Raw genomic sequence first — 14,051 nt, forward strand, 5'->3', positions numbered from 1 at the left:
GTTTCCGTCACTCGTTACGAGACGCCATGTTCCGGAACATCCTGATCGTCTGCCACGCGAACGTCTGCCGCAGCCCGGCAGCGGAACTGCTGTTCAAGTCGCACGCCGCGTCGCGCGGCGGCCCGCGCCCGACGTTTCACTCGGCGGGCGTGCATGCGAACGACGGCGACGGCATCGATCCGGTGATGCGTCAGCTGCTCGCCGAGCGGGGCGTCGATGCGACGACCCACCGCTCGCGGCGGCTGTCGCGCCGGATCGTGCGCGACGCCGACCTGATTCTCGTCAGCGAGCGCGGACAGATCAAGGCCGTCGAATCGGTCGATCCGTTCGCGCGCGGCAAGGTCCACCTGCTCGGCAAGTGGGAAGGGGCCGAGATTGCCGACCCGCACGGCGGCCCCGAGGCCGATTACCGCGAGAGCTACTCACTGATCGAACGTCTGGTTCAAGGATGGCTACAGAAACTATGCTGAAACGCCCGATGCGCCCGGTGGCGCTTGCCGTCGCGCTGACGACTTTCCTGTCAGCCTGTGCAACCGCGCCCGGCAACTACCTCGACTCGTCGAACCTGAAGGACGAAGGCCGGCAGCAAGCGGCCGAAACCTATCCGGTTCATTACATCGACGCCAAAGTGGTGATGGACCAGCTGCAGAAAGCGCAGGTGGACCATCCGCTGCCGCCCGGACGTTATACCGATCCGTCGGAGTACGTGTACCGCGTCGGCCCGCAGGACATCCTCGGCGTCACCGTGTGGGACCACCCCGAGCTGACGACGCCGCAGGGCCAGTCGTTCTCGAGCGGCGGCAACACGACGCAGTCGGTCGCGGGTGCGTTGCAGCAGCCGTATACGACCGCGCTGCCGGGCCAGGCCGATCCGTACGGCCAGACGGTGGCCTCGGACGGCACGATCTTCTTCCCGTTCGTCGGCCGCATCAAGGTGGCCGGCAAGACGGTCGCGCAGATCCGCGAGCAGATGGCCACCACGCTGTCGCGCTACGTGAAGAATCCGCAGCTCGACGTGCGCGTGCTGTCGTTCCGCAGCCAGAAGGTGCAGGTGACGGGCGAGGTGAAGCAGCCGGGCCCGCTCGCGGTGAGCGACGTGCCGCTGACGCTCGTCGACGCGATCTCGCGCTCCGGCGGCTCGACCAACGAGGCCGACCTGCAGCGCGTGCGCCTGACGCGCGACGGCAAGCTCTACACGCTCGACGCGAACGGCGTGCTCGATCGCGGCGAGGTGAAGCAGAACGTGATGCTGCAGCCGGGCGACATCGTCAACGTGCCGGACCGCAGCGACAGCCGCGTGTTCATCATGGGCGAGGTCAAGACGCCGGTCACGGTGCCGATGCTCAAGGGCAAGCTGACCATCGCCGACGCGCTGACCGCGGGCGGCGGCATCCTCGACACCGACGCGAACCCGCGCAAGATCTACGTGATGCGCGGGATGCGCGACAACCCGACGAAGCCTGAAGTGTTCCGCCTCGACATGACGCAGCCGGATGCGCTGATGCTGTCGAGCCGCTTCCCGCTTCAACCGCTCGACGTCGTCTACGTCAGCACGGCCAGCTCGGTGCAGTTCAACCGTGTGCTGCAGCAGGTGCTGCCGACGATCCAGACGATCTTCTACATGCGGCAAATCACGCGCTGATAGCCCGCCGGGGCGGCGCCTCCGCCCCGGCACCACTCAAGCGGGAACGAATGGTGAACACGCAAGCGAAACACACCTACGCGGATCTGTCCGCGAAAACCGAGGAAGAGGACGTCGTCCTCGGCCAGCTGCTCCAGGTGATCATGGACGACATCTGGCTGTTGCTCGGCATCGCGGTCACGGTCGTCGCGCTCGCCGGCCTCTACTGCTACATCGCGAAGCCGGTCTACCAGGCCGACGTGCACGTGCGGGTCGAGGGCAACGACAACACGTCGCAGGCGCTCACGCAGACGCAGACGGGCGCGATGATCAACAGCGGCCCGCAGCAGGCGCCGACCGACGCGGAAATCGAGATCATCAAGAGCCGCGGCGTGGTCGCGCCGGTGGTCGAGCAGTTCAAGCTGAACTTCTCGGTCGTGCCGAAGACGCTGCCGGTGATCGGCAGCCTCGCCGCGCGCATCTCGACGCCGGGCGAGCCGGCGAAGCCGTGGCTCGGCCTGAAGTCGTACGCATGGGGCGGTGAAGTGGCCGACGTCGATTCGATCACCGTCGTGCCCGCGCTCGAAGGCAAGAAGCTGACGCTGACGGCCGGCCCGAACGGCACCTATTCGATCGTCGACCAGAACGGCATGCGGCTGCTGTCGGGCCATGTCGGCGAATCGGCGCAGGGCGGCGGCGTGACGTTGCTCGTGTCGAAGCTCGTCGCGCGCCCCGGCACGCAGTTCACGGTGGTCCGCTACAACGACCTCGACGCGATCAGCGGCTTCCAGACCGGCATCCAGGTGACCGAGCAGGGCAAGCAGACGGGCGTCGTGCAGATCTCGCTCGAAGGCAAGGACCCGGACCAGACCGCCGCGATCGCGAACGCGCTCGCGCAGTCGTACCTGAACCAGCACGTGGTCGCGAAGCAGGCCGAAGCGACCAAGATGCTCGACTTCCTGAAGGGCGAGGAGCCGCGCCTGAAGGCCGACCTCGAACGCGCGGAAGCCGCGCTGACGCAGTACCAGCGCACGTCGGGCTCGATCAACGCGAGCGACGAGGCGAAGGTCTACCTCGAAGGCAGCGTGCAGTACGAACAGCAGATCGCCGCGCAGCGCCTGCAGCTCGCATCGCTCGCGCAGCGCTTCACCGATTCGCACCCGATGGTGATCGCCGCGAAGCAGCAGCTCGCGGAGCTGCAGGGCGAGAAGGACAAGTTCAGCAACCGCTTCCGCAGCCTGCCGGCCACCGAAGTGAAGGCCGTCCAGCTGCAGCGTGACGCGAAGGTGGCCGAGGACATCTACGTGCTGCTGCTGAACCGCGTGCAGGAGCTGTCGGTGCAGAAGGCCGGCACGGGCGGCAACATCCACCTGATCGATTCGGCGCTGCGTCCGGGCGATCCGGTCAAGCCGAAGAAGGTGCTGATCCTGTCGGCCGCCGTGTTCCTCGGGCTGATCCTCGGCACCGGCGTCGTGTTCCTGCGCCGCAACATGTTCCAGGGCATCGAGGACCCCGACCGCATCGAGCGCGCGTTCAACCTGCCGCTGTACGGGCTGGTGCCGCAAAGCGCCGAGCAGGTGAAGCTCGACGCGCAGGCCGAGAAGGGCGGCAGCCGTACCCGGCCGATCCTCGCGAGCCTGCGTCCGAAGGATCTCAGCGTCGAGAGCCTGCGCAGCCTGCGCACCGCGATGCAGTTCGCGATGATGGATGCGAAGAACCGCGTGATCGTGCTGACGGGCCCGACGCCGGGCATCGGCAAGAGCTTCCTGACGGTCAACCTCGCGGTGCTGCTCGCCCATTCGGGCAAGCGCGTGCTGCTGATCGACGCCGACATGCGTCGCGGCCTGCTCGACCGCTACTTCGGCCTCACGTCGCAGCCGGGCCTGTCCGAGCTGCTGAGCGACCAGTCGGCGCTCGAGGACGCCGTGCGCGAAACGCCGGTGCAGGGCCTGTCGTTCATCTCGGCCGGCACGCGCCCGCCGAACCCGTCGGAGCTGCTGATGTCGTCGCGCCTGCCGCAATACCTCGAAGGGCTCGGCAAGCGCTACGACGTCGTGCTGATCGACTCGCCGCCGGTGCTGGCGGTGACCGACGCGACCATCATCGGCCGCATGGCCGGCTCGACGTTCCTCGTGCTGCGCTCGGGCATGCATACCGAAGGCGAGATCGCCGACGCGATCAAGCGCCTGCGCACCGCGGGCGTCGACCTGGAAGGCGGGATCTTCAACGGCGTGCCGCCGAAGGCGCGCGGCTACGGCCGCGGCTATGCGGCCGTGCATGAATACCTGAGCGCCTGATCCGCATCGCACGTAACCGGGCGGGCAGCGCGTGTTGCCTGCCCGGCCGACAGGAGAATCAACGATGAAAATTTCCGTGCTCGTTCCGACCTATCGGCGTCCCGCCGACCTCGCGCGCTGCCTGCTGGCGCTGCAGCGGCAGCACCGGCTGCCCGACGAGGTGATCGTCGTCGCGCGCCCGGAGGATGACGCCACGCACGAACGGCTCGCCGATCCGGCGGTCGGCGGCGCGCTGCCGCTGCGCATCGTGCCGGTCGAGGTGCCGGGCCAGGTCGCCGCGCTGAACAAGGGGCTCGACTCGGCGCACGGCGACATCGTCGCGATCACCGACGACGACGCGGCGCCGCATCCCGACTGGCTCGCGCGCGTCGAGTCGGTGTTCGAGGCCGATCCGCGCGTGGGCGCGGTCGGCGGGCGCGACTGGGTGCACGAGAAGGGCCGCGTGCTCGACGAATCGCGCGAGCTCGTCGGCCAGCTCACGCTGTCCGGCAAGATCGTCGGCAACCATCATCTCGGCGTCGGCGGCCTGCGCGAAGTCGACATGCTGAAAGGCGCGAACATGAGCTACCGCCGCGCCGCGATCGAGCGGCTGCGCTTCGACACGCGGCTGCGCGGCGCCGGCGCGCAGGTGCACAACGACATGGGTTTCAGCATGCGCGTGCAGCGCGACGGCTGGAAGCTCGTCTACGACCCGGCGATCGCGGTCGATCATTTCCCGGCCGAGCGTTTCGACGACGACCGGCGCGATGCCGCGTCGCTGAATGCGATCAGCAACGGCGCGTACAACATGCACCTGATCCTGCGCGAGCATCTGCCGCCGGTCCGGCGCGAGATCGCGTGGTGGTGGTGGACGCTGGTCGGCACGCGCGTCTACCCGGGCCTCGCGCACGTGCTGCTGTCGCTGCATACGGCGCAGCGCGAGCGGATCCGCGAGCACTGGCGCGCGGTGCGCCGCGGCGCGCGCGACGCCCGCCGCGCGAACCTTGCCCCCCATCGTGCGGCGATGCCGCCGGTGACGTCTTGAACGGCCTGCGCGCCCCGCGCGCGGCCACCCACGGAGGGCTCGCATGACTGCAACGAAAGCTGCCACGAACGTCCACGTTCACCTGTTTTACGGCGCCGATCCGCGTACTTACCGGAAAGGCGAGAACATCGGCTGCCTGTACGGCTATCACCATGCCGAATCCGACGAATTCCGGCTGACCTATTCGCAGGACGGCGGCGAGAACCGCGTCGCCAGCCTCGCGCGCCGCGCGCTGAAGGCGGCGCTCGGCTTCGACGTCGTGCATGCGTGGCGCAACCGCGCCGCGCTGCTGAACACCGACGTGATCTGGACGCACACGGAGCAGGAGCATCTGGCCGCTGCGCTGATCCTGAAGCTGGCCGGCGCGCAGGGCAAGCGCCCGCTGCTGCTCGCGCAGAGCGTATGGCTGTTCGACAAGTGGAACAGCTTCGGCGGTCCGCGCCGCTGGCTGTACCGCAAGCTGATCGCGCGCGCCGACGCGCTGACCACGCTGGCCCGCGACAACGCCGACCTGTGCCGCCGCTATCTCGGCCGCGACGCCGAGTTCGTCTACTACGGGCTGAACACGCAGGATTTCCCGATCACCGAGCCGCGGCAATGGCAACCGAACCGGCCGCTGCGGATCGCGGCGATCGGCAACGATCGCGACCGCGACTGGCGCACCTTCCTCGCCGCGTTCGGCGGCGACGAGCGTTATGACGTGCGGCTCGCGACGCGCCGCCGCGTGCCGCGCGAGTGGCATGCGCCGAACGTGAAGATCGGCTCGGCGTCGGGGCTCGCGAAGCAGCACGAGCTGTACGCGTGGGCCGACGTGATCGTCGTGCCGCTGCGGCCGAACTTCCATGCGTCGGGCATCACGGTGATGCTCGAGGCCGCCGCTGTCGGCAAGCCGATGATCGTGTCGGATGTCGGCGGGCTCAGTGACTACTTCCCGCACGATACGGCCGCCTATGTGCCGGCGTTCGACGCGCAGGCGATGCGCCAGGCCGCCGATCGCTTCGTGGCCGATCCGGTCGCGGCGCTCGCCTGCGCGCAGGCCGCCGCCGCGTGCCTGCGCGACCGTGACCTGACCACGCAGGCGTTCGCCGAGCAGCACGTGCGGATCACGCGCGACATGCTGCGCCGGCGCCGGACGCCGGCTGCCGCGGGCCTCGCGATGCCGCTCGCGGATTCGCGCCCGTCGTCGCGGTAAGAGCGGATCGATGAGTACGATTGCCGCCGAACGCGCACCGTCGCGCAAACGCAACTGGCTTCCCGAACCGAGGCACTGGGTCGGGCAGGCCGGGCTGTGGACGTTCACGGCCGCGCTGATCGCCATTCACCAGGGCAAGGTGCTGACGCTCGCGTTTCCGGTGCTGGCCATCGCGGTCGGCCTCTGGCTGTATTTCAAGAGTCCGGCGCGCTACGTCGGCTTCATGTGGTGGGTGTGGTTCCTGAGCCCGGAAGTGCGGCGTCTCGCCGACTGGTCGAAGGGCGCGTTCACGCCGACGAGCCTGATCCAGGTCGCGCCGCTCGCGGTGACGATGATCGCCGGCCTCGGGCTGATCCGGCATTACCGCGTGCTCGCGCAGCGGCGCGGGATCCCGATCCTGCTGATGCTGTTCGGGCTCGCGTACGCCTACCTCGTCGGGATCGTGTCGAGCGGCGTGATGGCCGCGACCTACGACCTCGCGAACTGGGTGTACCCGCTGCTGATCGGCTTTCACATCATGGTCAACGCGCGCGACTACCCCGAGTACCGCGACGTGCTGCTGTCCACGTTCATGTGGGGCATGCTCGTGATGGGCCTGTACGGCGTCGTGCAGTACTTCGTGATGCCGCAGTGGGACGTGCTGTGGATGATCGGCTCCGACATGGGCTCGCAGGGTGAGCCGGTGCCGTACGGCGTGCGCGTGTTCAGCACGATGAACTCGTCGGGGCCGTTCGCGTTCGCGATCATGGGCGCGCTGGTGTTCGTGTTCGCCGCGCCGCAGAAGATCCGCTGGTTCGCCGGGGCGGCCGGCTTCGTGTCGTTCGCGCTGTGTCTCGTGCGCTCGACGTGGGGCGGCTGGGTGATCGCGCTCGCGATCCAGCTCGCGCAGTCGAACAACCGCGTGCGGATGCGGATCCTGATCAGCGGCGTCGTGCTGGTCGGCCTGTGCGTGCCGCTGCTGACCGTCGGGCCGGTGGCCGACCGTCTCGGCGCGCGCCTGCAGTCGATCACGAACCTGAAGGACGACCGCAGCTACGACGACCGCAACAAGTTCTACGCCACCTTCGCGCAGACGGCGTTCACCGACGTCGCCGGCGAAGGGATGGGCGCGACGGGTGCATCCACGAAGCTGTCGAGCGACAGCGGCGAGCTCGGCAAGTACGGCAGCTTCGACAGCGGCGTGATGAACGTGCCGTTCGTGCTCGGCTGGCCCGGCACGCTGCTGTACCTGTCGGGCGTCGTGATGCTGTTCGGCCGCACGCTGCGCGCGGCGTTCAAGTTGCGCAAGGACAAGTTCGTCGGCGCGTGCCTGAGCCTGTGCCTGTCGACCTTCGCGATGCTCGTGTTCACGAACTCGCTGATCGGCACGGGCGGCCTGCTGATGTTCACAGCCATTTTTTCGATTCTTTCCGCGGCGCACTGGCAAAAGGCACAACGCCTGCTGGCCGCCGCGCGTTTACGGGGAGGCGACCATTGAGAATCGCGATCGTCACGCACGTCGTGCGACATAACGACGGGCAAGGCCGCGTCAATTACGAAATCGCGCGCGCGGCGCTGGCCGAGAACTACGAGGTCACGCTGGTCGCGTCGCACGTCGCGCCCGAGCTGCTGGCCGACCCGCGCGTGCGCTGGGTGCCCGTGAAGGTCGGCGGCTTCTGGCCGTCGAATCTCGTCAAGCAGCAGGTGTTCGCGCTGAAGAGCGCGGCCTGGCTGCGATCGCACCGCAGCGAGTACGACGTGCTGCACGTGAACGGCTTCATTTCGTGGATCAAGGCCGACGTCAATACCGCGCACTTCGTGCACGGCGGCTGGTTCAAGAGTCCGTACTATCCGTTCGGGCCGACGAAGGGGCTGTGGTCGGCCTACCAGTACGTCTATACGCGTGTGAACACCACGCTCGAGCGCTGGGCGTACCGGCGTTCGCGCGCGATCACGGCCGTCTCGCAGAAGGTGGCCGACGAGATCGCCGGGCTCGGCATCGACAGCCGCAAGATCAGCGTGATCTACAACGGTGTCGACGCCGGCGCGTTCGCGGGCGCACAGGCCGACCGCGCGGCATTCAAGCTGCCGGACGATGCGTTCCTGCTGCTGTTCGTCGGCGACCTGCGCACGCCGCGCAAGAACCTCGGCACCGTGCTGAAGGCGCTGACGAAGCTGCCGGCGAACGTGCACCTGGCGGTGGCGGGCTACTTGCCCGGCAGCCCGTATCCGGAGGAGGCGCGCGCGCTCGGCATCGATTCGCGCGTGCATTTCCTCGGCCTCGTTAAAAACATGCCGACGCTGATGCGCTCGGTCGACGCCTACGTGTTCCCGTCGCGCTACGAAGCGATGAGCCTGTCGCTGCTCGAGGCGATGGCGGCCGGGCTGCCGGTCGTCACCGCGCGCACGGCGGGCGGCGCGGAAATCATCACGCGCGAATGCGGGATCGTGCTGGAGGATCCGGACGATCCGGCGGCGCTCGCGCAGGCGATCGGCTCGCTCGCGGCATCGCGCGACACCTGTCGCACGATGGGCGAAGCCGCCCGCGAACTGATGACCCGTTTCGGCTGGGCGCACATGGGCGCCCAGTATGTCGCGCTTTACCGGCGCATCGGCCAACCCACGCAGCCGTCCGCTTTCGAGCGGGCCGAGCATGCAGTCACGCAGGAGCAAACGTGATGTCCCAATCTTCCCGGCCGATCAAATCGTTGCAAATCGGCATGCACTGGTTCCCCGAGCGCGCGGGCGGCCTCGACCGGATGTACTACTCGCTCGTCGGCGCGCTGCCGGGCGCGGGCGTCGAGGTGCGCGGGCTCGTCGCCGGCTCGCCGAAGGTCGCCGACGACACGGACGGCGCGATCCAGGGCTTCGGCCCCGCATCGGAGTCGCTTGCACGCCGGATGCTCGCCGCGCGGCGCGCGTTGCGCGAGGAGATCCGCAGCGAGCGGCCGGACGTGATCTCGTCGCACTTCGCGCTGTACACGTTCCCGGGCCTCGACGTCACGCGCGGGATTCCGCAGGTGTCGCATTTCCAGGGGCCGTGGGCCGACGAAAGCCAGGTCGAGGGCGCCGCATCGCTCGGCCAGCGCGCGAAGCGCTATCTCGAACAGGCGGTCTATACGCGTTCGTCGCGGCTGATCGTGCTGTCGCAGGCGTTCGGCCAGATCCTGACGAATCGCTACGGGATCGATCCGTCGCGCGTGCGCGTGATTCCCGGCTGCGTCGATACCGCGCAGTTCGATACGCCGCTCACGCCGGCCGAGGCGCGGCACAAGCTGCAACTGCCGCAGGACCGGCCGATCGTGCTGGCCGTGCGCCGGCTCGTGCGGCGCATGGGGCTGGAGGACCTGATCGACGCGATCGGCCTCCTCAAGCACCGTCACCCGGACGTGCTGCTGCTGATCGCCGGCAAGGGCAAGATTGGCGAGGAACTGCAGCAGCGCATCGATGCCGCCGGGCTGCAGGACAACGTGAAGCTGCTCGGCTTCGTGCCCGACAACCATCTCGCGGCGCTGTACCGCGCGGCGACGGTCAGCGTCGTGCCGACGGTCGCGCTCGAAGGCTTCGGGCTGATCACCGTCGAATCGCTCGCGTCCGGCACGCCCGTGCTGGTCACGCCGGTGGGCGGGCTGCCGGAGGCGGTGGCCGGGCTGTCCGACGATCTCGTGCTGCCGTCCACGGGCGCGGACGCGATCGCGGAAGGGCTCGGCGCGGCGTTGTCGGGCGCGATCACGCTGCCCGACGAGGCCGCGTGCAAGCGCTATGCACGGGACCATTTCGACAACGCGGTGATCGCGCGGCGCGTTGCCGGCGTGTACGAAGAGGCGATCCAGGCGGCAGGTTGAGTGTGCCGCGGCGCGCGACCTGCGTGCCGAACCGAAAGCCGAACCGAAAGCCGAACCGGCGCGCGCGCGTGGCCGGTTCGCGTGCCGACCGCCCGTAGCGGGCGGGCCGGCCTTCTTCTTCTTCCGATGCACGGCGCCGGCACGCGTCACGCGCGCCTGAGCGTGGCAGCCCACACGCCGAGCGCCGCCACGCTCACGACCGCACCGAGCACGCAGACGCCCGTCCATCCGGCGCGTGCATACATCATCGTCGACGCAATCGCGCCGAGCCCGCTGCCGGCCGAATAGAACAGCATGTAGCAGCCGACGAGGCGCGCATGCGCATCGGGCCGCGCGCCGAGAATCATGCTCTGGTTGACGACGTGGACGGCCTGCCCGCCGACATCGAGCAGCACGATGCCGACGATCAGCCATGCAATCGATGTCGCGCCGAACGCGAGCGGCAGCCACGAGCACGCGAGCAACGCGAGCGCGGCGCCGGTCGTCGCTTCGCCGCGCCCACGATCCGCGAGCCGGCCCGCGCGGGCGGCCGCTGCCGCGCCCAGTGCGCCGACGAGGCCGAACGCGCCGATCTGCGTATGCGACATCGCGTGCGGCGGCGCGCTCAGCGGCAGCACCAGTGCGCTCCAGAAGATGCTGAAGGCCGCGAACATCAGCAGCGCGATCGCGCCACGCACGCGCAGCACGCGTTCATCGCGCAGCAGCGACACCATCGATCGCAGCAGCGCCGCGTAGCCGATGCGCTCGCGCGGGCCGTTCTCGTCCGGCAATAGCCGCGACAGCACGACGAGCATCGCGATCGCGAGCGCGCCCGACACCAGATAGACGGCCCGCCAGCCCGCGATGTCGGTGACGACGCCCGCCAGCGAGCGCGCGGCCAGCAACCCGACCACGACGCCGCCCTGCGCGGCGCCCACCACGCGCCCGCGTTCGCCGGCGCCCGCGAGCGCGGCCGAGCACGCGATCAGCCCTTGCGTCATCGCGGTGCCGAGCAGCCCGACCGCGACCATTCCTGCCAGCAGCGCGACACGCGTCGACGAGGCGGTGACCCCGATGCAGGCCGCCGTCAGCAGCAATAGCTGCACGGTGATCAGGCGCTTGCGGTTCAGCAGGTCGCCGAGCGGCACGACGAATAGCAGCGCGAGCGCACAGCCGAGCTGCGTCGCGGTGATGACGCCGCCGACGGCCGCCTGCGATACGCCGAAATCCCGCGCGATCGAATCGAGCAGCGGCTGCGCATAGTAGACGTTCGCGACACTGGCCGCGCAGCAGACGGCCAGCAACGTGACGCGCGCCGCGGACAGGCGGTCGCCGTCGGCCGGATGCGCGGCACGTGTCGGCACGTTCGATGCAACGGTGCTGGAATGGCAGGAAGACTCCATGGGTTCCCTTGTGCAAAGTAGTTGCAAATTGAAACTGGTGTGGAGTATAGGAAAAGTAGTTTTAAAATGCAACCTGTTGTGCGGCGGGCGAGAGGTCCGCGCACGGATGACCGGCGTTGCCGCGAAGGCGGCCGGCAAGATTGCGGAGAGGAACATGGCCAGGCAGAAAAGTCTTGCGGATTCGCCGTGCCCGGTGGCGCGGGCGACCGATATCGTCGGCGATCGCTGGGCGTTGCTGATCGTGCGCGATGCGTTCGACGGCGTGCGTCGGTTCGGCGATTTCCGCGCGAGCCTCGGTGTCGCGAGCAACATCCTGTCCGACCGGCTGAAGATGCTGGTGGATGCCGGCGTGTTCGACGTCGTGCCGGCATCCGACGGCACCGCGTATCAGGAATACGCGCTCACCAAAAAGGGCGAAGGGCTGTTTCCGGTGATCGTGATGTTGCGGCAGTGGGGTGAGGCGAACCTGTTCGCGCGCGGCGAGCCGCATTCGGTGCTGGTCGACCGCGGCACGGGGCGCGCGGTCCGCAAGCTCGCGCTGCGGCATGACGACGGGCGGCCTTTGAAGGCGGCCGAGACGGTCGTGAGGAGGGTCGGTGACGCGTGACCGCACCCGTTGTTCAATCGGCCGTCGTCACGACCTGACGACCTGACGCGCGGACGACGCGCCGCGATGCGCATCGGGCCGCACCCGCGTCGCGAGCAGTGCGGCGGTGATGAGCAGCGCGGCCGACACGGCCGTTTCGATCCGCAACCCGTCCACGACCTGCTCCGCGCCGCCACCGCCGGCGAGCGCGCCGAATGCAGCCACGCCGATCGCGCCGCCGGCCTGCCGCGCGGTATTCAGCACGGCCGACGCGATGCCGGCCCGTTCGGGCGTGACCGACGCGAGCACGGCGGTCGTCATCGCGGGCACCGCGAACCCCATGCCCGACGGAATCAGCAGGAACGGCACGAGCAGCACGCCGAGCGGCGTCGATGCGTCGATGAAATGCAGCGACCCGTAGCCGAGCGCGGCGACGAGCGCGCCGGCCACCATCGGCACGCGCGGGCCGTGGCGGGCGACGGCGCGTCCGCTCGCGAGATTCGACAGCAGGAAGCCGCCCGTCAGCGGCAGGAACGCAAGGCCCGCCTGCAGCGCCGATTCGCCGCGTGCGCGTTGCAGGTACAGCGCAAGCACGAACACGGTGCCGTAGTACGTGAGGTTCACCCAGATTCCGAACAGCACGGCCGCGCTGAAGGTGCGATGGCGGAACAGCGATAGCGGCAGCATCGGCGTGGCCGTGTGCGCTTCCACCGCGACGAACGCGAGCGCGGCCAGCGCCGCCAGCACGAAGCCACCGGCCACGACCGGATGCGTGAAGCCGAGCGGCCGCCATTCGATCACGGCGCCGGTCAGCGCGGTCAGCATCGCGATCGCGATGAACTGGCCGCGCGGATCGAGCGAACCGGGTGAGCGGGCCGGCGCGGCCTGCTCGCGGCGCGCAGGCACCCATGCGAGCGTCGCGGCGAGTCCGGCCGCACACAGCGGCAGGTTCACGAGGAAGATGCCGCGCCAGCCCCACGCCGCGATCAGCACGCCGCCGACCACCGGGCCGGCGGCAATCGAAATCGAGCCGGCCGCCGTCCACCCGCCCACGGCTCGCGCCCGCAGGTGCGGGTCGTGCCGGCACGCGTCGTTGAGCAGCGCGAGCGAATTGGGCAGCATCGCCGCGGCGCCGACACCTTGCAGCGCGCGGGCCGCGATCAGCATTGCGGGCGCGACGGCGGCGCCGCACGCGAGCGACGCGAGCGCGAACAACAGCAGGCCCGCGATATACAGGCGCCGCGCGCCGAAGCGGTCGCCGAGCGCGCCGCCCGACAGCATCAGCACCGCGAACGCGAGCGTGTACGCATCGACGACCCATTGCAGGCCGGCGACCGGCAAGTGCAGGTCGCCGGCAAGATGCGCGAGCGCGATGTTGACGATCGTCACGTCGAGCTGCGTGACGACGAAGCCGATGCTGACGGTGGCGACGACGCGGGCGAGCGCGGGCGGGAAAGCGAGGGGCGGTGGGGTCCTATCCATGCGTCCATCGTAGGCGCGACGGACATGCAATGTTTCAGCGGAACGTGAAGCGTCGATACGTGCCGGTGCGCGGCGATTAACATGGCATGGCGGCGGCTCATGCCTGCCGCCGCACACATCGACTTTCGACAGGCCCGTCCGGATGACTTCCTCGAACCTGATGACGCGCGACGCGCAGATCGCCGATCACGCCGACATCGCAAGACTGATGCACCAGCTTGGCTACGATGCGACCCCCGCGATGATCCGCGACAAGCTGGCAGCCCTGCTGCCGAGCGCGGTCGACCGCATCCTGGTCGCGACGGTCGCGGGCAGCGTGGTGGGCTGCATCAGCCTGCATGCGCTTGCGCTATTTCACGCGCACGGCAATCTCGGGCGTATCACCAGCCTGGTCGTCGACGAAGGCTGTCGCGGGCAGGGTGTCGGCGGCGCGCTGATCGCGGCGGCGCACATCTGGTTCGAGTCGACGGGGTGCGTGAAACTGGAGGTGACGAGCGGCGACCTTCGGCTCGATGCGCACCGCTTTTACGCGCGGCACGGCTTCATGCGGGACGGACAACGGTTGTCGAAGCTCGTCCGGCCGTAATGCCACCGCACGAGTGCGCGGCGTAGCCGCTGTCGCGGAACAACCGGCGACGCGTGG

Annotated in this window: 12 protein-coding genes; 10 read left to right on the forward strand and 2 right to left on the reverse strand. The window is 69.1% G+C overall.

The features are described from left to right. Window positions 1-26 precede the first annotated feature (26 nt). The 8 genes from QZM35_RS02640 (at window position 27) to QZM35_RS02675 (ending at window position 9,958) form a co-directional block, all read left to right on the forward strand. Window positions 27-470: a low molecular weight protein-tyrosine-phosphatase gene (locus tag QZM35_RS02640; RefSeq protein ID WP_089428042.1), complete on the forward strand. Its 444-nt coding sequence runs from the start codon at window positions 27-29 to the stop codon at window positions 468-470. Further along, window positions 464-1,642, forward strand: coding sequence for a polysaccharide biosynthesis/export family protein (locus QZM35_RS02645; RefSeq protein WP_069251045.1), 1,179 nt, complete (start codon window positions 464-466; stop codon window positions 1,640-1,642). The genes QZM35_RS02640 and QZM35_RS02645 overlap by 7 nt, the downstream gene beginning before the upstream one ends. Before the next feature lie 50 nt (window positions 1,643-1,692). Continuing rightward, the gene (locus QZM35_RS02650) at window positions 1,693-3,918 is read left to right on the forward strand and encodes a polysaccharide biosynthesis tyrosine autokinase (RefSeq protein WP_089428041.1); all 2,226 of its coding nucleotides are present in this window, start codon (window positions 1,693-1,695) and stop codon (window positions 3,916-3,918) included. Window positions 3,919-3,982: 64 nt separating this feature from the next. Then, complete coding sequence (locus tag QZM35_RS02655; RefSeq protein ID WP_089428040.1) at window positions 3,983-4,942, forward strand: glycosyltransferase family 2 protein; 960 nt, start codon at window positions 3,983-3,985, stop codon at window positions 4,940-4,942. A gap of 43 nt (window positions 4,943-4,985) precedes the next feature. Beyond that, entirely contained in the window at window positions 4,986-6,134 is a 1,149-nt protein-coding gene (locus QZM35_RS02660) for a glycosyltransferase family 4 protein (RefSeq protein WP_089432343.1), read from the forward strand. Window positions 6,135-6,144: 10 nt separating this feature from the next. Further along, the gene (locus QZM35_RS02665; RefSeq protein WP_089428038.1) at window positions 6,145-7,611 is read left to right on the forward strand and encodes a glucose-6-phosphate isomerase; all 1,467 of its coding nucleotides are present in this window, start codon (window positions 6,145-6,147) and stop codon (window positions 7,609-7,611) included. Then, entirely contained in the window at window positions 7,608-8,792 is a 1,185-nt protein-coding gene (locus QZM35_RS02670; protein ID WP_089428037.1) for a glycosyltransferase family 4 protein, read from the forward strand. Before QZM35_RS02665 ends, QZM35_RS02670 begins: the two co-directional genes overlap by 4 nt. Further along, a complete protein-coding gene (locus tag QZM35_RS02675; RefSeq protein WP_046549987.1) occupies window positions 8,792-9,958 on the forward strand; it encodes a glycosyltransferase family 4 protein in 1,167 nt (388 codons plus the stop codon). Before QZM35_RS02670 ends, QZM35_RS02675 begins: the two co-directional genes overlap by 1 nt. 146 nt (window positions 9,959-10,104) lie before the next feature. On the opposite strand, the gene QZM35_RS02680 is transcribed toward QZM35_RS02675, so the two are convergent. Further along, a complete protein-coding gene (locus QZM35_RS02680; RefSeq protein WP_301775351.1) occupies window positions 10,105-11,340 on the reverse strand; it encodes an MFS transporter in 1,236 nt (411 codons plus the stop codon). 154 nt (window positions 11,341-11,494) lie between these two features. On the opposite strand from QZM35_RS02680, the gene QZM35_RS02685 reads away from it, so the two are divergent. Continuing rightward, window positions 11,495-11,947 (forward strand): helix-turn-helix domain-containing protein, encoded by a 453-nt coding sequence (locus QZM35_RS02685; protein ID WP_301775809.1) that lies wholly within the window; start codon window positions 11,495-11,497, stop codon window positions 11,945-11,947. Between the two features lie 27 nt (window positions 11,948-11,974). Here QZM35_RS02685 and QZM35_RS02690 read toward each other — a convergent pair whose 3' ends face one another. Next, window positions 11,975-13,408, reverse strand: coding sequence for an MFS transporter (locus QZM35_RS02690; protein WP_301775352.1), 1,434 nt, complete (start codon window positions 13,406-13,408; stop codon window positions 11,975-11,977). A 142-nt stretch (window positions 13,409-13,550) separates the two neighbouring features. Between QZM35_RS02690 and QZM35_RS02695 the strand changes: the two genes are divergently transcribed. Beyond that, window positions 13,551-13,994 carry a GNAT family N-acetyltransferase gene (locus QZM35_RS02695; protein ID WP_089457794.1) on the forward strand — a complete coding sequence of 148 codons (444 nt, stop codon included), beginning with the start codon at window positions 13,551-13,553 and terminating at the stop codon, window positions 13,992-13,994. The last annotated feature ends 57 nt before the right edge of the window (window positions 13,995-14,051 follow it).

It is taken from the genome of Burkholderia sp. AU45274 (assembly GCF_030482505.1).
GTDB lineage: Bacteria > Pseudomonadota > Gammaproteobacteria > Burkholderiales > Burkholderiaceae > Burkholderia.